At 71.9% G+C, this 26,806-nt stretch carries 23 protein-coding genes; 9 read left to right on the top strand and 14 right to left on the bottom strand.

Annotated features, from left to right (window positions below; translation table 11 throughout):
• Nucleotides 1-184: 184 nt before the first annotated feature.
• The 5 genes from tkt (at nucleotide 185) to pgl (ending at nucleotide 7,459) form a co-directional block, all read left to right on the top strand.
• The gene (tkt, locus tag ASF78_RS01095) at nucleotides 185-2,356 is read left to right on the top strand and encodes a transketolase (protein ID WP_056583867.1); all 2,172 of its coding nucleotides are present in this window, start codon (nucleotides 185-187) and stop codon (nucleotides 2,354-2,356) included.
• A 63-nt stretch (nucleotides 2,357-2,419) separates the two neighbouring features.
• Nucleotides 2,420-3,562: a transaldolase gene (tal, locus tag ASF78_RS01090; RefSeq protein ID WP_056583863.1), complete on the top strand. Its 1,143-nt coding sequence runs from the start codon at nucleotides 2,420-2,422 to the stop codon at nucleotides 3,560-3,562.
• Complete coding sequence (zwf, locus tag ASF78_RS01085; RefSeq protein ID WP_056583860.1) at nucleotides 3,559-5,100, top strand: glucose-6-phosphate dehydrogenase; 1,542 nt, start codon at nucleotides 3,559-3,561, stop codon at nucleotides 5,098-5,100. Before tal ends, zwf begins: the two co-directional genes overlap by 4 nt.
• Complete coding sequence (locus ASF78_RS01080; RefSeq protein WP_056583858.1) at nucleotides 5,097-6,014, top strand: glucose-6-phosphate dehydrogenase assembly protein OpcA; 918 nt, start codon at nucleotides 5,097-5,099, stop codon at nucleotides 6,012-6,014. Before zwf ends, ASF78_RS01080 begins: the two co-directional genes overlap by 4 nt.
• The gene (gene pgl, locus ASF78_RS23345) at nucleotides 6,011-7,459 is read left to right on the top strand and encodes a 6-phosphogluconolactonase (RefSeq protein WP_056583855.1); all 1,449 of its coding nucleotides are present in this window, start codon (nucleotides 6,011-6,013) and stop codon (nucleotides 7,457-7,459) included. Before ASF78_RS01080 ends, pgl begins: the two co-directional genes overlap by 4 nt.
• Before the next feature lie 8 nt (nucleotides 7,460-7,467).
• On the opposite strand, the gene ASF78_RS01070 is transcribed toward pgl, so the two are convergent.
• The 10 genes from ASF78_RS01070 to uvrC form a co-directional block, all read right to left on the bottom strand.
• A complete protein-coding gene (locus tag ASF78_RS01070; protein WP_056583853.1) occupies nucleotides 7,468-7,890 on the bottom strand; it encodes a glyoxalase/bleomycin resistance/extradiol dioxygenase family protein in 423 nt (140 codons plus the stop codon).
• A 13-nt stretch (nucleotides 7,891-7,903) separates the two neighbouring features.
• Nucleotides 7,904-8,251, bottom strand: a complete 348-nt coding sequence (locus ASF78_RS01065) for an RNA polymerase-binding protein RbpA (RefSeq protein WP_055914815.1) — start codon at nucleotides 8,249-8,251, stop codon at nucleotides 7,904-7,906.
• A gap of 10 nt (nucleotides 8,252-8,261) precedes the next feature.
• Nucleotides 8,262-8,504, bottom strand: a complete 243-nt coding sequence (gene secG, locus ASF78_RS01060) for a preprotein translocase subunit SecG (RefSeq protein WP_056587873.1) — start codon at nucleotides 8,502-8,504, stop codon at nucleotides 8,262-8,264.
• Between the two features lie 165 nt (nucleotides 8,505-8,669).
• A complete protein-coding gene (gene tpiA, locus ASF78_RS01055; RefSeq protein WP_056583850.1) occupies nucleotides 8,670-9,464 on the bottom strand; it encodes a triose-phosphate isomerase in 795 nt (264 codons plus the stop codon).
• A gap of 2 nt (nucleotides 9,465-9,466) precedes the next feature.
• On the bottom strand, nucleotides 9,467-10,666 hold the full coding sequence (gene pgk, locus ASF78_RS01050) for a phosphoglycerate kinase (protein ID WP_056583848.1): 1,200 nt from the start codon (nucleotides 10,664-10,666) through the stop codon (nucleotides 9,467-9,469).
• 117 nt (nucleotides 10,667-10,783) lie between these two features.
• A complete protein-coding gene (gap, locus tag ASF78_RS01045) occupies nucleotides 10,784-11,788 on the bottom strand; it encodes a type I glyceraldehyde-3-phosphate dehydrogenase (protein WP_056583847.1) in 1,005 nt (334 codons plus the stop codon).
• 204 nt (nucleotides 11,789-11,992) lie between these two features.
• Nucleotides 11,993-12,973 (bottom strand): DNA-binding protein WhiA, encoded by a 981-nt coding sequence (gene whiA, locus ASF78_RS01040; RefSeq protein ID WP_056583846.1) that lies wholly within the window; start codon nucleotides 12,971-12,973, stop codon nucleotides 11,993-11,995.
• A gap of 50 nt (nucleotides 12,974-13,023) precedes the next feature.
• A complete protein-coding gene (gene yvcK, locus ASF78_RS01035; RefSeq protein WP_056583845.1) occupies nucleotides 13,024-14,001 on the bottom strand; it encodes a uridine diphosphate-N-acetylglucosamine-binding protein YvcK in 978 nt (325 codons plus the stop codon).
• Nucleotides 13,998-14,942, bottom strand: coding sequence for an RNase adapter RapZ (gene rapZ / locus ASF78_RS01030; protein WP_056583844.1), 945 nt, complete (start codon nucleotides 14,940-14,942; stop codon nucleotides 13,998-14,000). Before rapZ ends, yvcK begins: the two co-directional genes overlap by 4 nt.
• The gene (uvrC, locus tag ASF78_RS01025) at nucleotides 14,939-16,969 is read right to left on the bottom strand and encodes an excinuclease ABC subunit UvrC (protein ID WP_056583843.1); all 2,031 of its coding nucleotides are present in this window, start codon (nucleotides 16,967-16,969) and stop codon (nucleotides 14,939-14,941) included. Before uvrC ends, rapZ begins: the two co-directional genes overlap by 4 nt.
• Nucleotides 16,970-17,042: 73 nt before the next feature.
• Here uvrC and ASF78_RS01020 point away from each other — a divergent pair, with 73 nt between their 5' ends.
• On the top strand, nucleotides 17,043-17,555 hold the full coding sequence (locus tag ASF78_RS01020; RefSeq protein WP_056583842.1) for an OsmC family protein: 513 nt from the start codon (nucleotides 17,043-17,045) through the stop codon (nucleotides 17,553-17,555).
• Nucleotides 17,556-17,600: 45 nt separating this feature from the next.
• Here ASF78_RS01020 and uvrA read toward each other — a convergent pair whose 3' ends face one another.
• Complete coding sequence (uvrA, locus tag ASF78_RS01015; RefSeq protein WP_056583840.1) at nucleotides 17,601-20,492, bottom strand: excinuclease ABC subunit UvrA; 2,892 nt, start codon at nucleotides 20,490-20,492, stop codon at nucleotides 17,601-17,603.
• A 106-nt stretch (nucleotides 20,493-20,598) separates the two neighbouring features.
• Between uvrA and ASF78_RS01010 the strand changes: the two genes are divergently transcribed.
• Nucleotides 20,599-22,422: a glycoside hydrolase family 15 protein gene (locus ASF78_RS01010; protein WP_056583836.1), complete on the top strand. Its 1,824-nt coding sequence runs from the start codon at nucleotides 20,599-20,601 to the stop codon at nucleotides 22,420-22,422.
• Nucleotides 22,419-23,090, top strand: a complete 672-nt coding sequence (locus tag ASF78_RS01005) for an MBL fold metallo-hydrolase (RefSeq protein WP_056583833.1) — start codon at nucleotides 22,419-22,421, stop codon at nucleotides 23,088-23,090. Before ASF78_RS01010 ends, ASF78_RS01005 begins: the two co-directional genes overlap by 4 nt.
• A 3-nt stretch (nucleotides 23,091-23,093) precedes the next feature.
• Here the strand turns inward: ASF78_RS01005 and ASF78_RS01000 are convergent, their stop codons facing one another.
• From ASF78_RS01000 to ASF78_RS00990, 3 genes are read right to left on the bottom strand one after another with little or no spacing between them, the layout of a single operon-like run.
• Nucleotides 23,094-24,770 carry an AMP-binding protein gene (locus ASF78_RS01000; RefSeq protein WP_056583830.1) on the bottom strand — a complete coding sequence of 559 codons (1,677 nt, stop codon included), beginning with the start codon at nucleotides 24,768-24,770 and terminating at the stop codon, nucleotides 23,094-23,096.
• A 29-nt stretch (nucleotides 24,771-24,799) separates the two neighbouring features.
• The gene (locus tag ASF78_RS00995) at nucleotides 24,800-25,318 is read right to left on the bottom strand and encodes a GNAT family N-acetyltransferase (protein WP_056583827.1); all 519 of its coding nucleotides are present in this window, start codon (nucleotides 25,316-25,318) and stop codon (nucleotides 24,800-24,802) included.
• Between the two features lies 1 nt (nucleotide 25,319).
• Nucleotides 25,320-26,483 (bottom strand): acyl-CoA dehydrogenase family protein, encoded by a 1,164-nt coding sequence (locus ASF78_RS00990; protein WP_056583824.1) that lies wholly within the window; start codon nucleotides 26,481-26,483, stop codon nucleotides 25,320-25,322.
• 37 nt (nucleotides 26,484-26,520) lie between these two features.
• Between ASF78_RS00990 and ASF78_RS00985 the strand changes: the two genes are divergently transcribed.
• Complete coding sequence (locus ASF78_RS00985) at nucleotides 26,521-26,805, top strand: YciI family protein (protein ID WP_056583821.1); 285 nt, start codon at nucleotides 26,521-26,523, stop codon at nucleotides 26,803-26,805.
• The last annotated feature ends 1 nt before the right edge of the window (nucleotide 26,806 follow it).

Genomic DNA, 26,806 nt, shown 5'->3' with positions numbered 1-26,806 from the left:
CACGCCCGGCATCCCTGCCCGGGTGCGCTATAAGGTCGGTTCGCACGGTCCGACGACCGCCGTCACGGCGTGACGTCCCACCTGCCCGGCATCCGACGCGGATGTCGTTTCATGTCGAAGATCACGTCGAAGATTCTCGTCCGACACGACACCCGGACCCCTGCCCGGGTGGAAATGAGGTTCGGTGAACGCGAAGGCTCCCCTGGCTGAGACGGTCGGTTGGACTGACCTCGACCTGCGGGCGGTGGACACCGTGCGTGTCCTGGCCGCCGACGCGGTCGAGAAGGTGGGCAACGGTCACCCCGGGACGGCGATCAGCCTCGCCCCCGCGGCGTACCTGCTCTACCAGAACGTGCTCCGGCACGACCCGGCGGACCCGCACTGGCTCGGCCGGGACCGGTTCGTCCTCTCCGCGGGCCACTCCAGCCTCACGCAGTACATCCAGCTGTACCTCGCCGGCTTCGGTCTGGAGATCGAGGACCTGGAGGCGCTGCGGACCTGGGGCTCGAAGACCCCGGGCCACCCGGAGTACCGGCACACCACCGGCGTGGAGATCACCACGGGGCCGCTCGGCCAGGGCCTGGCCTCGGCGGTCGGCTTCGCGATGGCGGCGCGGCGGGAGCGGGGTCTGCTCGACCCGGAGGCCGCGCCCGGCACCAGCCCGTTCGACCACTTCGTGTACGTCATCGCCTCCGACGGTGACCTGCAGGAGGGTGTGACCAGCGAGGCGTCGTCCATCGCGGGCACGCAGGAGCTGGGCAACCTCGTCGTGCTGTGGGACGACAACCACATCTCGATCGAGGGCGACACCGAGATCGCGTTCACCGAGGACGTCGTCGCCCGCTACGAGGCGTACGGCTGGCACGTGCAGTTCGTGGACTGGACCGGTGGCCCGGACGGGTACCGCGAGGACGTGGACGCGCTGCACGCCGCGATCGAGGCGGCCAAGGCCGTCACGGACCGCCCGTCGTTCATCGGCCTGCGCACGCTCATCGCGTGGCCCACACCGAGCAAGACGAACGACCACTCCTCGCACGGCTCGAAGCTGGGCGGCGACGCCATCCGCGGCCTGAAGGAGCTGCTCGGGTTCGACCCCGAGAAGACGTTCGAGGTCGCCCCCGAGGTCCTGGCGCACACGCGCGGGCTGTCGGAGCGCACAGCCGCCGCGAAGGCCGAGTGGCAGAGCGCGTTCGACGCGTGGCACGCCGCGAACCCGGAGAACGCCGCGCTGCTCGACCGGCTGGTCGCGGGTGAGCTGCCCGCCGGCTGGACCGAGTCGCTCCCGGTGTTCCCCGCCGGCAAGTCGGTGGCGACCCGCGCCGCGTCCGGCGAGGTGCTCAGCGCGCTCGCTCCGGTGCTGCCCGAGCTGTGGGGTGGCTCCGCCGACCTCGCGGGCTCCAACAACACCACCATGAAGGGCGAGCCGTCCTTCATCCCCGCCAAGCGCTCGACGCACGAGTTCGCCGGCGACCAGTACGGCCGCACGCTGCACTTCGGCATCCGCGAGCACGCGATGGGCGCGATCCTGTCGGGCATCCGCCTGCACGGCCTGACCCGCCCCTACGGCGGGACGTTCTTCACGTTCAGCGACTACATGCGCGGCTCGGTCCGCCTCGCGGCGCTCATGGGCGTTCCAGCCGTGTACGTGTGGACGCACGACTCCATCGGCCTCGGCGAGGACGGCCCGACGCACCAGCCGATCGAGCACCTCGCGGCCGTCCGTGCGATCCCCGGCCTGACCATCGTGCGTCCGGCCGACGCCAACGAGACCGCTGCCGCGTGGGGCGCGATCCTCGAGCACACCGACGGCCCGGTCGGCCTCATCCTCACGCGCCAGAACGTCCCGACGTTCCCGCGCGGCGAGGACGGGTTCGCGACGACCGACGGCGTGGCGCGCGGCGCCTACGTCCTGCTCGAGGCGAGCAGCGGCACACCCGACGTCATCCTGATCGGCACCGGTTCCGAGGTGCAGATCGCGGTCGCCGCCAGGGAGACCCTCGAGGCCGCCGGGGTCGCGACGCGCGTCGTCTCGGCGCCGTCGCTCGAGTGGTTCGCCGAGCAGGACGCGGAGTACCGCGAGTCGGTGCTGCCGTCGTCCGTGCGGGCCCGGGTGTCCGTCGAGGCCGGCATCGCCCTGTCGTGGCACAAGATCGTCGGCGACGCCGGCCGGTCGGTCTCGATCGAGCACTACGGGGCGTCGGCCGACGCCGCGACCCTCTTCCGGGAGTTCGGCTTCACGCCCGAGGCCGTGGTCGCGGCGGCGCACGAGTCGATCGCGGCCGCACGCGGCGACGCAGCACCGGAGAGCAACGGCGCCGTCCCCACCGAGAGCGGGACGGGCGACCAGAAGGTCTGATTCGGAACGGGCGCGTCGGCCCTGGTCGTCCCAGGGCCGACGCGCAGGAGAAGGGGATCCACCATGGCACCGAGCAGCACCCCTCTGGCACGGCTGGCTGACGCCGGCGTCGCGATCTGGCTCGACGACCTCTCGCGCGAACGCCTGCGCACGGGGAACCTCGCCGAGCTCGTCGGGGCGAAGGGCGTCGTGGGCGTGACGACGAACCCGTCCATCTTCGCGAGCGCGCTGTCGAAGGGTGACGCCTACGACGAGCAGCTGCGCGAGCTCGCGGCTGGCGGCGCCGACGTGGACGAGGCGGTCTTCCGCATCACCACGGACGACGTGCGGCAGGCGGCGGACGTCCTGCGTCCCGTCTACGACGCCACTGACGGCGTGGACGGCCGGGTCTCGATCGAGGTCGACCCCCGGCTGGCCAAGGACACGGACGGCACGGTCGCGTCCGCGAAGTCGCTCTGGTCGACGGTCGACCGGCCGAACGTCTTCATCAAGATCCCCGCCACCCGCGAAGGGCTGCCGGCGATCACCGCCGTCCTCGCCGAGGGGATCAGCGTCAACGTCACGCTGATCTTCTCGCTCGAGCGGTACGGAGCCGTCCTCGAGGCGTTCCAGACCGGACTGGAGCAGGCCCGGGCGAACGGGCACGACCTGGCGCCGATCGAGTCGGTGGCGTCCTTCTTCGTGTCACGCGTGGACGCGGCGATCGACCCGCGGCTCGATGCCCTCGGCACCCCCGAGGCCGCAGCGCTGCGCGGGAAGGCGGCGATCGCCAACGCGCGCCTCGCGTACGGGCTCTACCAGGAGGTCGTCGCCGACGATCGCTGGAAGGCGCTGTCCGCGGCCGGTGCGCACCCGCAGCGGCCGCTCTGGGCGTCCACCGGCGTCAAGGACAAGGCGTACCCCGACACGCTGTACGTCGACGAGCTCGTCGTCGCGGGCGTCGTCAACACCATGCCCGAGGCGACGTTGAACGCGGTCGCGGACCATGGCGGCGACGGCACGGACACGGTCACGGGCACGCGCGAGGAGTCGGAGGCCGTCATTGCCGGCCTGCGGGAGCTCGGCATCGACATCGACGAGGTCACCGAGCAGCTGGAGGTCGAGGGCGTGGACAAGTTCACGGCGAGCTGGGGCGAGCTGCTCGACACCGTCGCCGGCGGCCTCATCGACGCCGCCCGTCAGAACGACACCGGGGACCGCAGATGAGCCCGAGCAAGGTGTCCGCCGGGCACAACCCGCTGCGCGACCCCCGCGACCGCCGCCTGCCCCGGATCGCCGGGCCCTGCGGTCTGGTCATCTTCGGGGTCACGGGCGACCTGGCCCGCAAGAAGCTCATGCCCGCGGTGTACGACCTCACCAACCGCGGCCTGCTCCCGCCCGGCTTCGCGCTCACCGGGTTCGCCCGGCGTGACTGGGCCCGGCAGGACTTCGAGCAGATCGTGCACGACTCGGTCAAGGAGCACGCCCGCACGCCGTTCCGCGAGGCGACGTGGCGCCAGCTCTCCGAGGGCATCCGGTTCGTCCAGGGCACGTTCGACGACGACGACGCCTTCGACCGGCTCCGGGACACGGTCGAGGAGCTCGACGCGTCGCGCGGGACCGGCGGGAACCACGCGTTCTACCTGTCCGTGCCGCCGAGCGCCTTCCCGGTCGTGTGCAAGCAGCTCGCGCGCTCGGGACTCTCGCAGCCTCAGGACGGCACCTGGCGCCGGGTGGTCATCGAGAAGCCGTTCGGCCACGACCTGGCCAGCGCGCGGGAGCTGAACGACATCGTCTCGAGCGTGTTCCGGCCGGACGACATCTTCCGGATCGACCACTACCTCGGCAAGGAGACGGTCCAGAACCTGCTGGCCCTGCGCTTCGCGAACCAGCTGTACGAGCCCATCTGGAACGCCAACTACGTCGACCACGTCCAGATCACCATGGCCGAGGACATCGGCATCGGCGGCCGCGCGGGGTACTACGACGGCATCGGCGCGGCCCGTGACGTCATCCAGAACCACCTGCTCCAGCTCCTCGCCCTCACGGCGATGGAGGAGCCGGCGTCGTTCGAGGCCTCCAGCCTGACCGCCGAGAAGATCAAGGTGCTGTCGGCCGTCCGCCTGCCTCGCGACATCGGCAAGCACACCGCCCGCGGGCAGTACGCGGCCGGGTGGCAGGGCGGCGAGAAGGTCGTCGGCTACCTCGAGGAGGAAGGCTTCAACCCGGAGTCCACCACCGAGACGTTCGCCGCGATCCGCGTCGACATCGACAACCGCCGCTGGGCCGGGGTGCCGTTCTACCTGCGCACCGGCAAGCGTCTGGGACGTCGTGTCACGGAGATCGCCGTGGTGTTCAAGCGCGCTCCCCACCTGCCGTTCGAGTCGACGGCCACGGAGGAGCTCGGCAAGAACGCCCTGGTGATCCGTGTGCAGCCCGACGAGGGCGTGACGCTGCGGTTCGGCGCGAAGGTGCCGGGGACCGCGATGGAGGTCCGCGACGTCACGATGGACTTCGGCTACGGCCACGCGTTCACGGAGTCGTCGCCCGAGGCGTACGAGCGTCTGATCCTCGACGTGCTGCTCGGTGACCCGCCGCTCTTCCCCCGGCACGAGGAGGTCGAGCTGTCCTGGAAGGTGCTCGACCCGATCACCGAGTACTGGGCCGGCAAGGGCAAGCCCGAGGAGTACCGCTCCGGCACCTGGGGTCCGGAGTCGGCGGAGAAGATGATGGCCCGCGACGGGCGAGTCTGGAGACGGCCATGATCATCGAGATGCCCGACACGACGACGCGGGACATCAACAAGCGGCTCCTCAAGGAGCGCGACGAGGGCGGCGCGATCGCCCTCGGACGCGTCCTCACCCTCATCATCTCGGTGGGTGACCGGGACCCGGACGAGGCGATCGACGCCGCGAACGACGCCAGCCGCGAGCACCCGTGCCGCGTCATCGTCATCGCGAACGACACCAAGGACCGGGCCTCGAACCTCGACGCGCAGATCCGGCTCGGCGGCGACGCCGGGGCCAGCGAGGTGCTCGTCCTGCGGCCGTCCGGGCAGCTGGAGCGACACCTCGACACCCTGGTGATCCCGCTCCTGCTCCCCGACGCGCCCATCGTCACGTGGTGGCCCTACGAGATCCCGGACAACCCCGCCGAGCACCCCCTCGGGCGCATGGCTACCCGGCGGATCACGGACACGACGCAGTGCGCACGTCCGAACGCGGCCCTCCGCTCGCTGGCGGCCTCGCACCACGACGGTGACACCGACCTGGCCTGGACGCGCGCGACCCTGTGGCGCGGCCTCATCGCGGCCACGCTCGACCAGCCTCCGTACGAGCAGGTGACCAAGGCCGTGGTCGCCGGCGAGAGCACGCACCCGTCCGTCGACCTGATGGCGGCGTGGCTGGCGTACGCGCTGAAGTGCCCGGTCGAGATCGAGCGGATCAAGGACGCACCGGCGATCACCCAGGTCCGCCTCGAGCGCGCGTCCGGCGACATCGTGCTCGACCGGCCCGACGGCAAGACGGCGGCCCTGCGGCAGCCCGACCAGCCGGAGCACCGCATCGCCCTCCCCATCCGCCAGCTGCGCGAGTGCCTGGCGGAGGAGCTGCGGCGGCTCGACGCGGACGAGGTCTACGGCGAGGTGCTGCAGAAGGGCCTCACGAGGATCGACGCATGACCCGCGACGTGGTCGTCCACCCGGACGCCCGGGTCCTCGCCGAGTCCGTCGCCGCGCGGCTGCTCACGCACCTGGTCGACGTCCAGTCGCACCGCTCCCCCGTCCACGTCGTCCTCACCGGCGGCACGGTGGGGATCGCGTCCCTCGCGGCCGTCGCGGCCAGCCCGGTGCGGGACGCGGTCGACTGGTCCGGCGTGCACCTGTGGTGGGGCGACGAGCGGTTCCTGCCCGAGGGGGACCCGGACCGCAACGAGACCCAGGCACGCAGCGCCCTCATCGACGCGCTCGGCGAGGCGCTGCCGGCCGAGAACGTGCACCCGGTCCCCGCGCCGAGCGACGACGTCCCGACGCCTGAGGCAGCCGCCGACGCCTACGCAGACACCTTCGCGGAGGCGGGCTCCCCCGCCTTCGACGTGCTGCTGCTCGGCATGGGCCCGGACGGGCACGTCGCCTCGCTCTTCCCGGGCCACGAGGCGCTCACGGTCACCGGCCGCCCGACGGTCGGTGTGCACGGCTCCCCCAAGCCACCGCCCGAGCGGGTCTCGCTCACCTACGACGCGATCCGTGGTGCCCGCGAGGTCTGGGTCGTCGCCGCCGGTGCGGAGAAGGCGCAGGCGGTCGCCTCCGCGCTCCGTGGCGCCCCGGTCGACACGACCCCGGCGGCGGGCGCGATCGGCACCGAGCGGACGCTCTGGCTGGTCGACATCGCGGCGACCGAGACGCTGGGAACGCCCGCCGCGCTCTCGACGACCCCCGCGGCCTTCCCGGCAGCTCCCGAGACCGGTCCCGAGCTCTGGACCCACGTCGACCACTACTTCTCCGTCCTCGCGCCCGAGGACGCCGCCCTGGTCGACACGCGGCACGCCGCGACCGCCGGCGGGCTGCCGGACATCGCCGTCGCCGCCAACCAGGGCAAGCTTCTCCACCTGCTGGCTCAGGCGACCGGAGCACGCCGGATCCTGGAGATCGGCACGCTCGGCGGCTACAGCACGCTCTGGCTCGCGCGCGCGCTCCCCGACGGAGGCCGCCTGACGACGCTCGAGCTCGAGCCCCAGCACGCGCGCACCGCGACCGACTCGCTCACCCAGGCGGGTGTCGGGGAGGTCGTGGACGTGCTCGTCGGGCCTGCGGCGGACACGCTCGACAGGCTGATCGCGGAGGAGACCGAGCCGTACGACCTCGTCTTCATCGATGCCGACAAGCAGTCGATCCCCCGCTACCTGGAGCAGACGCTCGCGCTCACCCACCCGGGCTCGGTCGTCATCGTCGACAACGTGGTCCGCGCCGGTGCCGTGATCCAGCCCGACCACGCCGACGAGCGCGTCCAGGGCGTCCGCGCCATGGTCGAGCTGCTCACCCGCCACCCCCGGTACGACGCCACGGTGGTGCAGACGGTCGGTGCCAAAGGACACGACGGCTTCGCCCTGCTGCGGGTGCTCGACTGAGGCTCGTGTCAGCCGTGCGGGTGCCGCGCCAGGGGTGACCGGTCGCCGACCAGCCACAGGTGCCCGAACGGGTCGATGAAGCCGCCCTGGCGGTGCACGCCCCACGGCGTCCGGTGGTCGCGGACCGGGTCGACGGTTCCGTCCGCGCCTGCGGTGACCGCACGGGCGACGAAGGCGTCCGGATCGTCGACGAAGACCTCCACGCGCACGCTCCGGCCACCCAGACCCGCGGGGGTGTCCCAGGTGTCGCCCTCGGGCTGACCGAGAAAGAACGGCGCGCCGGCGATGCTGAGGCCGACGACGCCCCCGACGTCCCACAACGTCGTGGCGCCCATCGCCTGGGCGTACCACCGCGCAGCCGCCCCGGCATCGGGCACGGCGAGCATCACCGAGAGGATCGGCGGGTCGGTCCGGGGGCTCTCGCCGCTCACGGAACGGAGCTGGTCAGCCGCCGCGCTTGGCGCGCAGTGCAGCCAGTGCCTCGTCGAGGATCGCGGCGCCGTCCTCGTCGGAGCGCCGCTCCTTCACGTAGGCGAGGTGCGTCTTGTACGGCTCGTTCTTCGAGGGCGACGGAGGGTTCTCCTGGTCCTGCCCGGCGGGGAACCCGCAGCGGGGGCAGTCCCACGTCACCGGAGCCTCGAGCGCGGCCTCCTCGGCGAAGCTGGGGCGGGTCTCGTGGCCGTTGGCGCACCAGTACGACACCCAGATCCGCGGAGCCGTGTCACCGCGCTCGGCCTCGCCCATCGGGCCTGCGCCGACTCGCGACCCCCTGATCGCGCTCCCGCTCGCCATCGTCTGCCCCTCAGACCGTGCGCTCGATGAGACCGAGCAGGACGATGATCGCCGTCCAGACGAGGGCGGTGCCGATCGTGATGCGGTTGAGGTTCCGCTCCGCGACGCCAGAGCTCCCCGCGCTGCTCGTGATGCCACCGCCGAACATGTCCGACAAGCCACCACCCTTGCCCTTGTGGAGCAGGACGAGCGGGACGAGAAGGAGGCTGGTCAGCACCAGCAGCACCTGGAGGGTGATACGAAGGCCAGTCACGTCGGTGTAGTTCCTCACTGGGCGGGCACATCGACGGCGGTAGAGCCAGCGACGTTGCGGTGGACCGCGGTACAGGGTAGGCGACGAGTGGGGCGATAAGCCACCACCGTGCCCCGGCAGGTTCCAGGAGGATCCCCGGAACCTGCCGGGCACGTCGAGGTCAGGTCAGAGGCCGACGGCGTGCGACTTGTACCGCGCGATCGCGGCGAACTCCTCGGGGTCCAGGCTCGCGCCGCCGACGAGCGCACCGTCGACGTCCGGCTTGGCCATGATCGACGCGACGTTCGACGACTTCACCGAACCGCCGTACAGCACGCGGACCGCGTCGGCCGTCTCGGCGTCGTACAGCTCGGCGATGCGGGCACGGATGGCCGCAGCCAGCTCCTGCGCGTCCTCGGGCGTCGCGGTCTCGCCGGTGCCGATCGCCCAGACGGGCTCGTACGCGACGACGATCGTGGCGACCTGGGCGGCCGTCAGGCCGGCCAGCGCGCCGTCGAGCTGCGCGAGCGTGTGCGGGACGTGCTCACCGGCCTTGCGGACGTCGAGCACCTCCCCGACGCACAGGATCGGCGTGATGCCCGCGCCGAGCGCCGACTTCACCTTGGCGTTGATCAGCTCGTCGGACTCGTTGTGGTACTCGCGGCGCTCCGAGTGGCCGATCGCGACGTACGTGACGCCGAGCTTGGCCAGGAACAGTGGCGAGATCTCCCCGGTGTACGCGCCCGACGCGTGCGCCGAGACGTCCTGCGCGCCGTAGACGAGCTCGAGCTTGTCGGCGTCGACCAGCGTCTGCACGCTGCGCAGGTCGGTGAAGGGGGGCAGCACGCAGACCTCGACGGCCGCGAAGTCGTGCCGCGCGTCCTTGAGCGTCCACGCGAGCTTCTGCACGGTGTGCGTGGCCTGGTGGTGGTCCAGGTTCATCTTCCAGTTGCCCGCCATCAGCGGGGTACGCGTCGCCACGATCAGTCCTCCAGAACCGCGATGCCGGGGAGCGTCTTGCCCTCGAGGAACTCGAGGCTCGCGCCACCACCGGTCGAGATGTGTCCGAACCCGGCCTCGTCGAAGCCGAGCGTGCGCACGGCCGCGGCGGAGTCGCCACCGCCGACGATCGTGAAGCCGCCGTTCGCGCCCGCGTCGACGAGCGCCTGCGCGACGGCACGGGTGCCGCCGGAGAACGCCTCGAACTCGAACACGCCGGCCGGGCCGTTCCAGACGACCGTCTTGGCATCGACGATCTTCGACGCGAACAGCGCGCTCGAGTCGGGGCCGATGTCGAGGCCGATCTTGCCGTCGGGGATGGCGTCGGCCGCGACGACCTGCGCCGGGGAGTCGGCCTTGAACTCGTCCGCGACCACGATGTCGGTCGGCAGGACGATCTCCACACCGGCCTCCTCCGCCTGGGCGAGGTAGCCCTTGACGGTCTCGATCTGGTCCTCCTCGAGGAGCGACTTGCCCACCGGGTAGCCCTTGGCGGCGAGGAACGTGAAGAGCATGCCGCCGCCGATGAGCAGGCGGTCCGCCTTGGTCAGCAGGTTCGCGATGACGCCGAGCTTGTCCGACACCTTGGAGCCGCCGAGCACGACCACGTACGGCCGCGCCGGGTCGTCGGTCGCCTTGCGCAGCGACGCGACCTCCTTGAGGACGAGCGTGCCGACCGCGTGCGGGAGCACCTGCGCGACGTCGTAGACGGACGCCTGCTTGCGGTGCACGACACCGAAGCCGTCGGACACGAACACGTCGGCGAGCTCGGCGAGCTCACCGGCCAGCTCCGCACGCTCGGCGTCGACCTTCGACGTCTCGCGGGCGTCGAACCGGATGTTCTCCAGCAGCGCGATCTCGCCGTCGCCCAGCCCGGCCACGGTGGCCTTGGCGGAGTCTCCGACGACGTCGGTCGCCAGGGCGACGGGCTGGCCGAGCAGCTCGGCGAGGCGGTCCGCGACGGGCTTGAGCGAGTACTTGTCCTCCGGAGCGCCCTTGGGGCGGCCGAGGTGGGCCGTCACGACCACGCGCGCACCGGCGGAGAGGAGCGCCTGGAGCGTCGGGAGGGCCGCGCGCACGCGGCCGTCGTCCGTGATGGTGGTGCCGTCGAGCGGCACGTTGAAGTCGGAGCGGACGAGCACGCGCTTGCCGCGCAGGTCGCCGAGGTCCTCGATGGTCTTCATGCGTCTTCTTCCCGTGACTCGAGCAGGGGCTGACACGGCTGCGTCCGCGTGCGCCGGGGCCACAGGGGCCGGGGCGCACGCGGACGCATGACCGTCACGACTGGTGCAACGAGACCGTCAGAGACGCTCGCCGACGTACTTGGTGAGCGCGACGAGGCTGTTCGAGTAGCCCCACTCGTTGTCGTACCAGGCGATGATCTTGACCAGGTCACCGCTCACCTTGGTGAGCTTGGAGTCGAAGATGCTCTGGTGCGGGTTGGTCACGATGTCGGAGGACACGATGTCGTCCTCGACGTACTCGAGGATGCCCTTGAGCGGACCCTCGGCAGCGGCCTTGACCGCAGCGTTGACCTCGTCGACCGTGACCTCGCGCGAGGCCGTGAACGTGAGGTCCGTGGCCGAGCCCGTGATGACGGGGACGCGCAGCGCGAAGCCGTCGAGCTTGCCCTTCAGCTCCGGGAGCACGAGCGCCACGGCCTTGGCCGCACCGGTCGAGGTGGGGACGATGTTCGCGGCGGCGGCGCGCGCACGACGCAGGTCCTTGTGGGGCCCGTCCTGGAGGTTCTGGTCACCCGTGTAGGCGTGGATCGTGGTCATGAGGCCACGCTCGATGCCGATGGCGTCGTTGAGCGCCTTGGCCACGGGGGCCAGGCAGTTCGTCGTGCACGACGCGTTGGAGATGATGTGCTGCGTCGCGGCGTCGTACTGCTCGTGGTTGACGCCGACGACGAACGTGCCGTCCTCGTTGGAGGCGGGCGCGGAGATGATGACCTTCTTGGCACCGGCGTCGATGTGCGCCTTGGCCTTGGTCGCGTCGGTGAAGAAGCCGGTCGACTCGATGACGATGTCGGCGCCCAGCTCGGCCCACGGCAGGTCAGCGGGGTTCCGCTCCGCCAGGGCACGGATCGGCTTGCCGTCGACGATGATGTTCTCGTCGTCGAAAGCCACGCTCAGCGGGAAACGGCCCAGCACGGTGTCGTACTTGAGCAGGTGCGCGAGCGTCTTGTTGTCCGTGAGGTCGTTCACGCCGACGATCTCGATGTCGGCACCGGAGTCCAGAATGGCCCGGTAGAAGTTACGCCCGATACGGCCGAAGCCGTTGATACCGACGCGGATGGTCACTTGCCCTCCTCGGCAGCGCCGACGGGGGGTCGGCGCACACATTTTGGTGATGGGGTCACGCACGCCGCTGTGCGTTCCAACCGTCTCACCGGCTCCCGTGCACAGCACGGACGCACGTCAGGCGGTCGGATGACCCGAGCCTATACCCGTGACGACGGTCACGCGGACAGCGTCCACGGAGTCAGGACGAAGGTCCCGGCTCCGTCAGAGGTCGAGCAGGTCGGGGCTCAGACCGGCTTCGGTGTCGGGGATGCCCAGCTCGACCGCACGCTTGTCCGCGGTCGCCAGCAGACGCCGGATCCGGCCCGCGACCGCGTCCTTGGTCAGCGTGGGCTCGGCGAGCTTGCCGAGCTCCTCCAGCGACGCCTCCTTGTGCGCCAGGCGCAGCTCCCCCGCCTCACGCAGGTGCTCGGGGAGCTCGTCGCCCAGGATCTCGAACGCCCGCTCGACCCGCGCACCGGCCGCCACAGCGGCGCGCGCGGACCTGCGCAGGTTGGCGTCGTCGAAGTTCGCCAGGCGGTTGGCCGTGCCGCGGACCTCGCGCCGGACGCGGCGCTCCTCCCAGACGAGCATCGTCTCGTGCGCGCCCAGCCGGGCGAGCATCGCGCTGATCGCGTCACCGTCGCGGATGACGACACGGTCGATGCCGCGCACCTCGCGTGCCTTCGCCGCGATCCCGAGCCGTCGCGCAGCTCCGACGAGCGCGAGCGCCGCTTCCGGACCCGGGCAGGTGACCTCGAGGGCCGACGACCTGCCGGGCTCGGTGAGGGACCCGTGCGCGAGGAACGCACCACGCCACGCGGCCTCGGCCTCCGCCACCCCGGCGGACACCACCTGAGGCGGCAACCCGCGCACCGGGCGCCCCCGGTTGTCCAGCAGACCCGTCTGCCGGGCCAGGGACTCGCCGTCCTTCACCACCCGGACGACGTACCGGCTGCCGCGGCGCAGACCGCCGCCGGACACGACGATGATCTCGCTCTCGTGCCCGTAGACCTCCGCGATCGCCTGCCGGAGCCGGCGGGCCGCGATGCCCGTGTCCAGCTCTGCCTCGATGACGATCCGACCCGAGATGATGTGCAGCCCCCCGGCGAACCTCAGGGTGGCCGAGACCTCGGCCTTCCGTGAGGACGTCTTGTCCACCTTCAGACGGGCGAGCTCGTCCTTCACCTGTGCCGTCAACGCCATGGGGTGCATCCTGCCATTGCGGGACACGTGTCCGGGACCGGACTGGTCACCTACTCGGGTGGCTTCTCGCGCCTGCCGACGTCCCCGAGAAACCCGTCGAGCACGTCCGAGTAGGCCCCGGCGAGCCGCAGCGGGTCGTGTCGCGGGGTCCCGTCACCGCGGCTGACCTGCCGCAGCAGGAGACGGGCCCCCAGGTCCGCGCACCGCGCGGCGAGCGCTGCGACGTCCTCGACGGCCGTCGGGTCCGCGACGACGGCGTCGACCCGCAGCTCCGGTGCGTGCGTGTGCAGGACCTCCAGGTACTGGTCCGCCCGCATGCCCGCGGTCTCCCCCGATTCACCCGACGCGAGGTTGAGCGTCACGATCGTCCGCGCGCTCGTGCGGTGCAGCGCGTCCCGCAGCCCGGGGACGAGCAGGTGCGGCAGCACGGACGTGTACCAGGACCCCGGTCCGAGCACGACCCAGTCCGCTGCCTCGATCGCCGAGACGGCCTCCGGGCAGGCGGGCGGGTCGGACGGTTCCAGGCGGACCTGCGAGATCGTCCCGGTGGTGACCGCGACGGCGCTCTGCCCGACGACGCAGGTGGCCGTTCCCGCCGCGTCGACGACGTCCGCCTCGATGCGCAGCGGGACGGCCGCCATCGGCAGGACACGTCCACGCGCGCCCAGCAGCCTGCCCACCCAGTCGAGACCCTCGACCGTGTCCCCGAGCAGCTCCCACAGCGCCACGATCAGCAGGTTGCCGACCGCGTGCTGGTCCAGGTCCCCCGACGAGCTGAAGCGGTGCTGGAGCACGTCACGCCAGGTCCGGCCCCAGTCGGAGTCGTCGCACAGCGCCGAGAGCGCCATCCGCAGGTCCCCCGGTGGCAGGACCCCGAGCTCGTTGCGGAGCCGGCCGGACGAGCCCCCGTCGTCCGCGACGGTGACCACCGCGGTGATCCGGTCCGTCATCAGGCGCAGCGCGGACAGCGACGCCGACAGGCCGTGCCCACCACCGAGGGCGACGACCGCCGGCGCGACCGCCCTCATTCCTTGCCGAGGTCGCGGGCCGACACGGCCACGAGGTGCCCTCGCTCCCGCAACCTCGCGGCGATCGCCTCGCTGACGGCGACCGAGCGGTGCTTGCCGCCGGTGCAGCCCACGGCGATCGTCACGTAGCGCTTCTCCTCGTTGAGGTACCCGGCCAGCACCGGCTCGAGCGTGTCGACGTAGCGGTCGATGAACGTGACCGCACCCGGCAGGCCGAGGACGTAGTCGCGCACGGGGGCGTCGCGACCCGTCAGGTGCCGCAGCTCGGTGATCCAGTAGGGGTTGGACAGGAACCGCATGTCGACGACGTGGTCGGCGTCCAGCGGGATCCCGTACTTGAACCCGAACGACACGATCGAGATCCGCAGCGCGTCCTCGGCGCCGCTCGCGACCACCGCCCGGACCTCCCGCGCGAGGTCGTGCACGTTCAGCTCGGAGGTGTCGATGAGCGTGTCGGCGCGCTCCCGCAGGTCGGCGAGGATGGCGCGCTCCTCCGCGATGCCGTCGAGGATGCGCCCCTGACCCTGCAGGGGGTGCGGCCGACGGACCTGCTCGAACCGGCGGACCAGGACCTCGTCCGACGCGTCGAGGAACAGGATGCGGTACTCCACCCCGGACTCCCGCAGCCCGGCCAGCACAGGTGCGAGGTCCCGGAAGAACTCGCGCCCGCGGACGTCGATCACGGCCGCGAGCCGTTGCGCGCGCGCACCCGCGGGCCCGCTGGTCAGCATCCCGACCAGGTGCGTGAGCATCTGGGCCGGCAGGTTGTCGATGACGTACCAGTCGAGGTCCTCCAGCACCGCGGCCGCCCGGGTGCGACCCGCCCCGGACATGCCGGTGATGATCAGGACCTGCGGCTGGCTCAGGTGGGGTGCTTCCGTGGCCGCCTCGAGGGCAGGGATCCCGGCGGGCACCGTGATCGGCGAAGGCTCGTCGCTCATGCCTCCAGCATGCCAGCCGACTCGGGTACCGGGTCGGTCGCCACTCCCGGGGCAGCCAGCGCGGCGACGACCGCCGCCGCCGTCCGGTCCCCCATGCCCTGCACCGACGCGATCTCCTCCACCGACGCGGCGCGCAGCCGCTTGACCGACCCGAAGTGCCGTAGCAGCGCAGCCTGACGGGCAGGTCCGAGCCCCGGGACGCCGTCGAGCACCGACGTCGTCATGCCCTTGCTCCGGCGCTTGCGGTGCGCGGTGATGGCGAACCGGTGGGCCTCGTCGCGCAGCCGCTGGAGGAGGTACAGCCCCTCCGAGCTGCGCTGCAGGATCACCGGGTACTCCTCCCCCGGCAGCCAGACCTCCTCCAGCCGCTTGGCCAGCCCGACGAGCGCGACGTCGTCGATCCCGAGCTCCGCCATCGCGGCCTTCGCCGCGGCGACCTGGGGCGGGCCGCCGTCGACGACGACGAGGTTCGGCGGGTACGCGAACCGCACCGGCTTGCCGGTCACCTCGTCGATGGGTCCCGACCGCAGCGGCTGGCCGTCGTCGTCCTCGCCGATGCCCAGCTCGACGTCACGCGCGTCCGACCGCTCCGCCAGATAGCGCCGGAACCGCCGGGTGATCACCTCGTGCATCGCCGCGGTGTCGTCGCGGGCGCCCTGGCCCTCGGGCCCGCGGATGGTGAACAGGCGGTACTCGCTCTTTCGGGCGAGGCCGTCCTCGAACACCACCATGGACGCCGACTGGTACGTCCCCTGGTTGTGCGACACGTCGTAGCACTCGATCCGCAGCGGTGCCGACGGCAGGTCGAGCGCCTCCTGGATCTCCTGCAGCGCCTGGCTGCGGGTGGTGAGGTCCCCCGCTCGTCGGGTGCGGTGCAGCACCAGCGCGTGCTCGGCGTTGCGGTGCACGGTCGCGGCGAGCTCGCGCTTGTCCCCGCGCTGCGGGATGCGCACCGACACCCTGCTGCCGCGCAGGCCGGTCAGCCACGCCTGCACCTGGTCGACGTCCGGTGGAAGCACCGGCACGAGCACCTCGCGCGGCACCGCCGACGACCCGGCTCCTGCTCCTTCAGCACGGCCGCCCGCCTCCGCCTCGCTTCCGTAGATCTGCTGGAGCAGGTGCTCGACCAGCTCGGCGTCGGTGATGTCCTCCACCTTCTCCACGACCCAGCCGCGCTGCCCCCGGATGCGCCCGTCGCGCACGTGGAAGACCTGCACCGCGGCCTCGAGCTCGTCGCCGGCCAGGGCGAAGATGTCCGCGTCCGTCCCGTCCGCCAGCACGACCGCGTTCTTCTCGGTGGCCCGTTCGAGCGTCGCGATGTCGTCCCGCAGCCGCGCCGCCCGCTCGTAGTCCAGTTCCGAGGCGGCCTCCTTCATGCGGACGGTCAGCCGGCGCGTGAACTTGGCGGTGTCGCCGGCCATGAAGTCGCAGAAGTCCATCGCGAGCTGGTGGTGGTCGTCCGGTGAGATCCGCCCGACGCAGGGAGCCGAGCACTTGTCGATGTAGCCGAGCAGGCACGGCCGGCCCTGCTGGTGCGCCCGCTTGAACACCCCCGCCGAGCAGGTCCGCACCGGGAACACGCGCAGCAGCAGGTCGACGGTCTCCCGGATCGCCCACGCGTGCGCGTACGGACCGAAGTAGCGCGTGCCCTTGCGCTTGGCGCCCCGCATCACCTGGATGCGCGGGAACTCGTCGGCCAGGGTCACCGCGAGGTATGGGTAGGACTTGTCATCGCGGTACTTCACGTTGAACCGCGGGTCGAACTCCTTGATCCAGGAGTACTCCAGCGCCAGCGCCTCGACCTCGGTGCCGACCACCGTCCACTGCACCGACGCGGCCGTCGTGACCATCTGCTGGGTCCGCTGGTGCAGCCCGGACAGGTCCTGGAAGTAGCTGGACAGGCGGGAGCGCAGGCTCTTGGCCTTGCCGACGTAGATGACGCGGCCGTGCTCGTCGCGGAAGCGGTAGACCCCTGGCGAGTCGGGGATCTCGCCCGGCGCGGGCCGGTACGTGGCGGGATCAGCCATGTTCTCGAGCGTAGTTCGCGCCGCCGACGCCACGGACCGCACAGGGGCCGACAGACGCCGCTACCGTGGGCGGATGGGCCCCCTCCACACGTACTCCGTCGACGTCACCTGGACCGGCGCCGGCCGGACCGGCACCTCCAGCTACACCGCGTACAGCCGCGACCACGAGGTCAGGATCGGCTCGAAGCCGCCGTTGCTGGGCTCGTCGGATCCGGCGTTCCGCGGCGACCCGACGCGGTACAACCCCGAGGAGCTGCTGGTCAGCGCGCTGGCGCAGTGCCACATGCTCTGGTTCCTGCACCTCGCCTCCGCGGCCGGCATCGTCGTGGTGGCCTACGAGGACCAGGCGGTGGGCACCATGCGGATCGAGGCCGCGGGGCAGGGGCAGTTCCGCGAGGTCGTGCTGCGTCCCCGCGTGACCGTGGCGGCGGGCGCTCACCTGCCGACGGGCGCCGCGATCACCGACGGCGTGCTCGCCGGCATCCACCACCAGGCCCACGAGCACTGCTTCATCGCGCGGTCGGTGAACTTCCCCGTCCGGCACGAGCCCGTCCCGGTACGCACGGCGCAGTCCGTCTCGCGCTAGCACGTCACCCGGTCCGCACCGGCCGTCGGTAGGCGCACGTGACCGCTAGGCCGGGATCGGCTGCTTGACGGCACGCTTGCGCTTCACAGGCTGGGGCTCCGGCTCGAGCACCTCGGCGAGGAACCGGCCGGTGTGGCTCGCCTCGACGGAGGCGATGTGCTCCGGCGTCCCTTCCGCGATGACGAGCCCGCCGCCGCTGCCGCCCTCGGGTCCCATGTCGATGACCCAGTCGGCGTTCTTGATCACGTCGAGGTTGTGCTCGATCACGATGACGGAGTTGCCCTTGTCCACCAGCGACTGGAGCACCCCGAGCAGCTTGCGGATGTCCTCGAAGTGCAGGCCGGTGGTCGGCTCGTCCAGGACGTAGATCGTCCGGCCGGTCGAGCGCCGCTGCAGCTCCGCCGCGAGCTTCACGCGCTGCGCCTCGCCGCCCGAGAGCGTCGGAGCAGGCTGGCCGAGCCGCACGTACCCGAGCCCGACGTCGACCAACGTCCGCAGGTGCCGGGAGATCGCGGGGACGGCGGCGAAGAACTCCGCGGCCTCCTCGATCGGCATGTTCAGCACGTCGGCGACGGTCTTGCCCTTGAAGTGCACCTCGAGCGTCTCGCGGTTGTAGCGCGCGCCGTGGCACACCTCGCACGGGACGTAGACGTCCGGGAGGAAGTTCATCTCGATCTTCAGGGTGCCGTCGCCGGAGCAGGCCTCGCAGCGGCCGCCCTTGACGTTGAACGAGAACCTGCCCGGCGTGTACCCGCGGACCTTCGCCTCGGTGGTCTCCGCGAACAGGCGGCGGACGTGGTCCCAGACCCCGGTGTACGTGGCGGGGTTCGACCGAGGGGTGCGGCCGATCGGGCCCTGGTCGACGTGCACGACCTTGTCGAGGTGCTCCAGGCCGGTCACGCGCTTGTGCCGGCCGGCCACCTGACGCGCCCCGTTGAGCTCGTTGGCGAGCACCGTGTACAGGATCGCGTTGACCAGGGTCGACTTCCCGGACCCGGACACCCCGGTGACGGCGGTGAGCACGCCCAGCGGGAACGTCACGTCGATGCCCTGCAGGTTGTGCTCCCGTGCGCCGACGACCGTGAGCTGACGGGTCGTGTCGATCGGCCGACGGATCTGCGGCATCGGGATGGAACGTCGACCGGACAGGTAGGCGCCCGTCACCGACTCGGCGGACGACAGCAGCCCCGCCAGGTCGCCGGAGTGGACCACGCGGCCGCCGTGCTCGCCGGCACCCGGTCCGATGTCGACGATCCAGTCCGCCGTGCGGATGGTGTCCTCGTCGTGCTCGACGACGATCAGCGTGTTGCCGAGGTCCCGCAGGCGCGTGAGCGTGTCGATCAGGCGGCGGTTGTCCCGCTGGTGCAGGCCGATGCTGGGCTCGTCGAGGACGTAGAGCACCCCGACGAGGCCGGAGCCGATCTGGGTGGCGAGCCGGATGCGCTGGGCCTCACCGCCGGACAGCGTGGCCGCCGGCCGGGTCAGCGAGAGGTAGTCGAGGCCGACGTCGAGCAGGAAGCCGAGCCGTGCCTGGATCTCCTTGAGCACCTGCGCGGCGATCGCGCGCTCCCGCTCCCCCAGCTCCAGGCCGTCGAGGAACGCGCGCGCCTCGCGGATGGGCAGCGTGCAGACCTCGGCGATCGACTTCCCGCCGACCCGCACCGCGAGCACCTCGGGCTTGAGCCGCGCACCCTCGCACACCGGGCACGGGACCTCGCGCATGAAGGCCTCGTACTTCTCCTTGCTCCAGTCCGAGTCCGTCTCGGTGTGCCGCCGCTCGAGGAACGTGATGACGCCCTCGAACCCTGTCGAGTACTGCCGCTCGCGACCCCAGCGGTTCTTGTACCGGACCTTCACCTCGTGGTTCTGGCCGTGCAGGACCGCGTCCTTGGCCCGCTGCGGGAGCGCCCGCCACGGCACGGACGTCGAGAAGCCCATGTCCGAGGCCAGGGCGCTGAGCACACGCGCGAAGTACTCGCTGGAGATCTGCGACCACGGGGCGATCGCACCGTCGTCGAGCGAGAGGTCCTCGTCGGGTACCACCAGGTCCGGGTCCACCTCGAGGCGGGACCCGATGCCGGTGCACTCCGGGCAGGCGCCGTACGGCGCGTTGAACGAGAACGTGCGGGGCTCGATCTCGTCGAGCGTCAGCACGTGGTCGTTCGGGCACGCCCGGTGCTCGGAGAACCGCCGCTCACGGTTGAGGTCGTCGATGTCGGCGTCCACCAGCTCGACGACGAGCAGGCCGCCCGCCAGCCCGAGCGCGGTCTCCACCGAGTCGGTCAGGCGGCGCTTGACACCCTCGCGGGAGACCAGGCGGTCGATGACCACCTCGATGTCGTGCTTGAGCTTCTTCTCGAGCGTCGGGGGCTCGGTGAGCTGGACGACCTCGCCGTCCACCCGGGCGCGCGCGAAGCCCTTGCTCTGCAGCTCCTTGAACAGGTCGGCGTACTCGCCCTTGCGGCCGCGGACGACGGGCGCGAGGACCTGGTACCGGGTGCCCTCCGGCAGCTCGAGCAGCCGGTCCACGATCTGCTGGGGCGTCTGTGCGGTGACGCGCTCGCCGCAGATCGGGCAGTACTGCGTGCCCGCTCGCGCGTAGAGGAGCCGCAGGTAGTCGTAGACCTCGGTGATGGTGCCGACCGTCGACCGGGGGTTGCGGTTGGTCGACTTCTGGTCGATGGACACGGCCGGCGAGAGGCCTTCGATGAAGTCGACGTCGGGCTTGTCCATCTGCCCGAGGAACTGCCGCGCGTACGCGGAGAGCGACTCGACGTACCGCCGCTGACCCTCCGCGAAGATGGTGTCGAAGGCCAGCGACGACTTCCCGGACCCGGACAGACCGGTGAACACGATGAGCTTGTCACGCGGGAGATCGAGGTCGACGTTGCGGAGGTTGTGCTCGCGGGCGCCCTGCACCACCAGTCGTTCGTTCACGCGGGGAGTCTACGTGGCCCCACTGACAATCGCACATCTGTTCGACGTGAGCGAACCCACATCGCGTCGAGGTGCCGCCGTCCCGGGGTCGAGTCATGCTCGGCTCGTGGAGAGACCTGACGCCGTCGTCGACCCCCCGCTGGTGCCCGTCGAGGACTACGCCGTCCTCGGGGACGGGAAGACCGCAGCGCTCGTCTCCCTGCGCGGCTCGATCGACTGGCTCTGCCTGCCCACGTTCGACTCGGCCGCCAGCTTCGCCCGCCTGCTCGGCACGCCGGACAACGGTCGCTGGCTCCTCACGGTCCGGGACGCGACGACCGTCACCCGCCGCTACCTCGACACGTCGTTCGTGCTCGAGACGACCTACCAGACGCCCGACGGCACCGCCGTAGCGCAGGACACCATGCCGCTCAACGACGGCCGCGCCGACCTGGTGCGCCGGCTCGTCTGCACCCGAGGCAGCGTCGAGGTCGAGCACGAGTGGGTCGTGCGCTTCGGGTACGGCGCCGTCGTGCCGTGGGTGCGGCACATCACGGACGACGCCGGGGACGACGCGATCCAGGCGATCGCCGGCCCGGACTCGCTGCTGCTGCGCGGCGACCGGCTGCCCCGGCCGATCGACCACCGGCACGCCGACCGGTTCACGCTGCACGAGGGCGAGTCGGTGGAGCTGGCGCTGACGTGGACCCGGTCCTGGGACCCGGTGCCGCCGCGCCTGACGATCGCGGACCGGATCGACAGCACCCGGATCAGCTGGGGCCTGTGGGCCCGCGGCTGCGCGTACGAGGGCTCGTACCGGGAGGCCGTCATCCGGTCGCTGCTCGTCCTGCGCCTGCTGACCGACTCGGAGACCGGCGGCATCGTCGCCGCCGCCACGACGTCCCTGCCCGAGGACTTCGGCGGCGAGCGCAACTGGGACTACCGGTACTGCTGGCTGCGCGACGCCGCGATGACGCTGGAGGCGCTGCTCGAGCACGGGTACCGCGGGGAGGCGACGGAGTGGCGGGACTGGCTGCTGCGCGCCGTGGCCGGCCGGTCGTCGGACCTGCAGATCATGTACCGCGTCGACGGCGGTCGTCACCTGCCCGAGCGCGAGCTCGACCACCTGGCGGGCTACGCAGGGTCGCGACCGGTCCGCGTCGGGAACGCAGCCGTCGGCCAGGTGCAGAACGACGTGCTCGGCGAGGTGATGTGCGCCCTGGAGCTCGCGCGCGAGGCGGGACTGCGCGAGACGGACGACTCCTGGTCGCTCCAGCGGCACCTCGTCGACGACCTGCTCGGGCGGTGGCGGCGGCCCGACCGCGGCATCTGGGAGGTCCGGGGCGATCCGCGCCACTTCACGCACTCGAAGGTGATGGCCTGGGCGGCTGTCGACCGCGCGGTGCGGGCCGCCGAGAAGCACGGCCTGGATGCGCCGGTGGACCGCTGGCGCGCGGAGCGGGACGCCATCCACGCGGACGTCCTGGCGTACGGCTGGAACGCGGCACGAAACACGTTCGTGCAGTCGTACGGAGCCGAGCACACCGACGCCTCCCTGCTGCAGATCGCGCAGGTGGGCTTCCTGCCGCCGGACGACCCGCGGGTCCTCTCGACCCTCGCGGCGATCCGCGCTGAGCTGGAGATCGCCCCCGGCCTGCTGCTCCGCTACCGGACGGAGCACACGGACGACGGCCTCGCCGGCGACGAGCACGCGTTCCTCGCCTGCTCGTTCTGGCTCGCCGACGCCCTCGCCCGCACCGATGACGTCGAGGGATCGACGAAGGTCCTCGACATCCTCGTCGGTCTGGCCAACGACGTCGGTCTGCTGGCGGAGCAGTACGACCCCGTCGGCGGTCGGATGGCCGGCAACGTGCCGCAGGCACTGTCACACCTCGCGCTCGTCCGTGCGGTGCACAGCCACGACCTCGCCCTGGAGCGACAAGCCCGATGACGTACACCGGCGACGTGCGCGTGGGCGGTCCCAGCGACCTGCGGATGCTCGACGAGCTCGAGATCCGCAAGACCGCCGTCGGGCCGATGCAGAACAACACCTACCTGCTGACCTGCCGGGTCGTCGGCGCCCAGCTGCTGGTCGACGCCGCCGACGACCCCGACCGCCTCCTCGCGCTGCTGCAGGAGGGCACGACCCAGCTCGACCTGGTGGTGACCACCCACCGGCACGCGGACCACAGCCGGGCACTGGCGTCGGTGGTCGCCGTCACCGGGGCGCGGGTCGCGGCCGGCGCGGACGACGCCGACGCCATCGCCGAGGCCACGGACATCGCCGTGACGCAGCGCCTCCACGACGGTGACACGGTCCGGGTGGGGAACGCGACCCTGACGGTCGTCGCGCTGCGGGGCCACACCCCCGGCTCGGTCGCGCTCGCCTACCGCGAGCCGGGCGGTCGCGCGCACCTGTTCACCGGCGACTCGTTGTTCCCGGGCGGGGTCGGTGCGACGCAGGGCCCGGAGGCGTTCGAGCAGCTGTACCGGGACGTGGTGGAACGCGTCTTCGACCGGTTCGACGACGACACGTGGATCTACCCGGGCCACGGCCGCGACACGACGCTGGGCGCCGAACGAGCGCAGCTGCCGGAGTGGCGCAGCCGCGGCTGGTGAGCCTCAGCCCGCGAGCACCGACTCCCGGACGACGCGCCGCAGGACCTTGCCCACCTGCGACCGCGGCAGCTCGTCGAGGACGACCAGCCGACGTGGCAGGGCGTAACGCGCCAGGTGCCGCTCGCCCCACGCACGCACGGCGTCGAGGTCCACCCCACCGCCACCCGGCTCGAGCACGATCGCGGCCACGACGGTCTCTCCGAGGTCGCCCCCGGGGATCCCGACGACGGCGACGTCCGCCACACCCGGCATGGTGCGCAGGTGGTCCTCGACCTGCGACGGGTAGACCTTGAACCCTCCGCTGACGATGACCTCCTTGATGCGGTCGACCAGCTCCACCCAGCCGGTCTCGTCGACCGTCACGATGTCGCCGGTGCGCAGCCAGCCGTCGTCGAGGAGCTGCTCCGCGGTCTCGTCGGGCCGACCCCAGTAGCCGGCGAAGACCTGCGGGCCCCGGATCAGCAGCTCACCGCGCTCACCCTGCTCGACGTCGCGGGTGACGTCCGCGACGTCGGCCACACGGATGCTCGTGCTCGGGAACGGCAGACCGAGCGTGCCCGGGCGGCGCGCGTCGGTCAGCGGGTTGCCCAGCGCGACCGGTGAGGTCTCGGTCAGGCCGTACCCCTCGACCACCAGGCCGCCCGTCACCTGCTCCCACCTCTGCGCGGTGGCCGCCGGGAGGGCCATCGCACCGGAGATCGCGTACCGGAACGACGTGAGGTCCGCGCCCGACGTCTCGGCAGCGGCCGCGAGCCGGTCGAGCATCGGCGGGACGGCAGGCAGGAATGTCCCCGGGAGGCGGCGCTGGGCGTCGAGCACGCGCTCGGGGTCGAAGGACGGGAAGGCGACGAGGGTGGCGCCGACGCGGATCGCGTAGCTGAGGCACAAGGTCAGTCCGAAGGCGTGGAAGAACGGCAGCACGCCGTAGACGACCTCGGTGCCCGGCTGGGTGCCCGTCCACGCGTGCCCCTGGACGGCGTTCGCGACGAGGTTGCGGTGCGTGAGCATCGCACCCTTCGGCGTGCCCGTGGTTCCGCCGGTGTACTGGAGCAGCGCGACCTCCGACGCCGACGGCGCGGGGTGCGCCGGGTCGAGCGCGGTGGCCTTGGCGACGAGCCGGTGCCACATCGGGAAGGCGGGCGGCACCTTCCCGCACATGGCCTCCCGCACGCGACGCGCACTCGGCACCGGGAGGCGCAGCGCGAGCCGCTTGCCGCGGGACAGGTCCGCGGACAGGTCGACGGCGACGACGGCCTTGAGCGCGGTCCGCGGCAGCGACTCCAGGACGCGCGGCACGGCCTTCTCCCACACGAGCGCGACGACGGCGCCCGAGTCGGCAAGCTGGTGCGCGAGCTCGCCGGTCGTGTACGTCGGGTTGTGCTCGACGACGACGGCACCGATCCGCAGGGCGGCGTAGAAGGCGATGACGTGCCCCGTGCAGTTCGGCATCACGAGGGCGACCCGGTCACCGGGCTTGACCCCGAGGTCGAGCAGAACCTGTGCCCCGCGTGCGACGGCGTCGGCCAGCTCCGCGTAGGTCGTCGACGCTCCGAGGAAGTCGACCGCGGTCCGATCGGGCCATCGCTGCGCCGCCCGGTCGAGCGCCGCGGTGAGCGGTTCGTCGGGGATCGCGACGTCTCGCGGGGCGGCGGTCGGTCGGCTCGGTCCCACGGTCGTCATCCCCCGATCGTAACCTACGGAAGCGTAAGTTACTCGAGAGTAGGTTGTGGGATCGGCACGCAGGACCACCGGACCACCGAGACGCCGTCGGGCTCCACCTCGAGTGGTCCACGCCGGAACGACGCCCGCTCGAGGACGCGCTCGCTCGCCGTGTTCCCGACCATCGTCCGGGCGCTCACCACGTCCGCGCCGTGCTCCAGAGCCCAACGCGTCAGGGCACGGACTGCCTCGGTGGCCAGCCCGAGTCCGCGACCCGCTGGGAGGAACGCGTAGTAGAGGTGCGGGCCGTCGTCGCGCAGCCCCAGCCCGATGGTGCCGAGCGTCTCCCCCGACCGCTCGACGACGAACCGCCCGCCCCGGCCCTCGGCACGCTGGGCGAGGCTCCGACCCACCCGCTCGCGCGCCTCCAGCTCATCGACGTCCGCGGGGTAGTACGTCCACCGCGGCACGTCCACGACGCGGGACAGCGCGTGGTCGAGCAGCCAGTCGTCCTCCCGCAGCGCGCGCAACCGGGCCCCGGGCAGGGCCAGCTCGTCGGGCAGCTCCACGTCAGACCTCGGGGGGACCCAGCACCGACGTCGCGAGCGTCGCGTGCGCCGACTCGTCGTCCGACGGGTGGAAGATCCCCGCCAGCACGTCCCGGTAGAGCCGCCCCAGCTCGCTCCCGGAGAAGTACGACCCGCCCCCGGACACGCGGATCGCGTTGTCGACGACCACCCGCGCGGACTCCGTCGCGCGGACCTTGAGCCCGACCAGCTGCGCGAACCAGCGCGCGCCGTGGTCCACCTGCTCGTCGACGTCCCGCGCCAGGGCGAACACCTGCAGCTCCGCCCCGTCCTGCGCCAGCACCGCGTCGGCGACCCGCCAGCGGATGTCGGGATCCTGGGCATAGGCACGGCCGTCGAACTTCATCGACGTCCGCCGCCGTGCAGCCTCGACGCCGAGCTCGATCGCCCGCCGGCCGATGCCCGTGTACACCGCACCGAGCAGGATCTCGAAGACCGCGAAGAGCGCGAACACGAACGGGTCCGCGCTGGGTCCCGGCGGCAGGGACCGGTACACGCGGTCGGCCGGCGCGAGAGCGCCGTCGAGCACCGTCGTGGCCGACTGCGTCGCGCGCATCCCGAGCGTGTCCCAGTCGTCGCGCGCCTCGACGCCACCGTCCCCCCGCGACACCACGCCGTGCACCAGGCGCGGGTCGTCCGGGTCGGCGTCATCCCGCCCGAACGTGGCCAGCCGCGTCCACACCGGGGACAGCGACGTGAAGATCTTCGTGCCGGTGTAGCGGTACGAGCCGTCGGGCTGCCGCTCCGCGCGCGTCCGTGAGCCGAACATGACCAGGTCGTTGCCGGGCTCGGAGTTGCCGAACGCGAAGATCTCGCCCGCGGCCGCGTCGCGCAGGACGAACTCCACCGACTCGTCGCCCCGGCCGACGAGGAGCGCAGCCAGCCCGGTGACCACGAGGTGCATGTTCACCGCCAGCGCGGTCGCCGGAGCGGCCGCCGCCAGCCGGACCTGCTCGCGTGCGACCTCCTCGAGGGAGAGCCCCGCACCACCCAGGCGCTCCGGCACGAACGCGGTCAGGTACCCCAGTGCGACCAGGTCCGCGAGGTCGTCGTGCGGGAACGTGTTCTCCCGGTCGTGCACGGGCGCCCGCTCGTGGATGCGGGCCAGGACGTCGTCGGTCAGGAGCGTCCGCAGGATCCGAGCCATGTCAGCACTCTGCCACCGGCTCGGGCAGGATGGCGCCATGCCCACCTATGCCGTCCGCTACACCTACGACGAGCGCACCGACGTGCGCGACCATTTCCGCGCCGAGCACCGCACCTACCTGGCCGCACTGGCCGAGCACGGCACGCTCCTCGGCTCCGGCCCGTTCACCGACGGCGACCCCGGCGCCCTGCTGGTCTTCCGCGCAGCCTCCCCCGAGGTCGTCGCCGCGATCCTCGCGGACGACCCGTTCGTCCGCGAAGGGGTCGTCGCGCAGAGCGACGTCCGTGCGTGGGACGTCGTGCTCGGCCCCTGGAGCAGCTGAC

Source organism: Cellulomonas sp. Leaf334 (assembly GCF_001424195.1).
In the GTDB taxonomy this organism is placed as follows: Bacteria; Actinomycetota; Actinomycetes; order Actinomycetales; family Cellulomonadaceae; genus Cellulomonas.
This window is presented reverse-complemented; position numbering and strand designations above follow the sequence as displayed.

Bases quoted from the DNA above. Each gene is read 5' to 3' on its own strand.
- rapZ (WP_056583844.1), bottom strand. From the start codon at position 14,942: ATGAGCGACGAGCCTTCGCCGATCACGGTGCCCGCCGGGATCCCTGCC.
- ASF78_RS01065 (WP_055914815.1), bottom strand. From the start codon at position 8,251: ATGGCGAGCGGGAGCGCGATCAGGGGGTCGCGAGTCGGCGCAGGCCCG.
- ASF78_RS00990 (WP_056583824.1), bottom strand. From the start codon at position 26,483: ATGGCTCGGATCCTGCGGACGCTCCTGACCGACGACGTCCTGGCCCGC.
- zwf (WP_056583860.1), top strand. From the start codon at position 3,559: ATGAGCCCGAGCAAGGTGTCCGCCGGGCACAACCCGCTGCGCGACCCC.
- ASF78_RS00985 (WP_056583821.1), top strand. From the start codon at position 26,521: ATGCCCACCTATGCCGTCCGCTACACCTACGACGAGCGCACCGACGTG.
- pgk (WP_056583848.1), bottom strand. From the start codon at position 10,666: ATGAAGACCATCGAGGACCTCGGCGACCTGCGCGGCAAGCGCGTGCTC.
- ASF78_RS01020 (WP_056583842.1), top strand. From the start codon at position 17,043: ATGGGCCCCCTCCACACGTACTCCGTCGACGTCACCTGGACCGGCGCC.
- ASF78_RS01080 (WP_056583858.1), top strand. From the start codon at position 5,097: ATGATCATCGAGATGCCCGACACGACGACGCGGGACATCAACAAGCGG.
- yvcK (WP_056583845.1), bottom strand. From the start codon at position 14,001: ATGAGGGCGGTCGCGCCGGCGGTCGTCGCCCTCGGTGGTGGGCACGGC.
- pgl (WP_056583855.1), top strand. From the start codon at position 6,011: ATGACCCGCGACGTGGTCGTCCACCCGGACGCCCGGGTCCTCGCCGAG.
- ASF78_RS01005 (WP_056583833.1), top strand. From the start codon at position 22,419: ATGACGTACACCGGCGACGTGCGCGTGGGCGGTCCCAGCGACCTGCGG.
- uvrC (WP_056583843.1), bottom strand. From the start codon at position 16,969: ATGGCTGATCCCGCCACGTACCGGCCCGCGCCGGGCGAGATCCCCGAC.
- tal (WP_056583863.1), top strand. From the start codon at position 2,420: ATGGCACCGAGCAGCACCCCTCTGGCACGGCTGGCTGACGCCGGCGTC.
- whiA (WP_056583846.1), bottom strand. From the start codon at position 12,973: ATGGCGTTGACGGCACAGGTGAAGGACGAGCTCGCCCGTCTGAAGGTG.
- ASF78_RS01000 (WP_056583830.1), bottom strand. From the start codon at position 24,770: ATGACGACCGTGGGACCGAGCCGACCGACCGCCGCCCCGCGAGACGTC.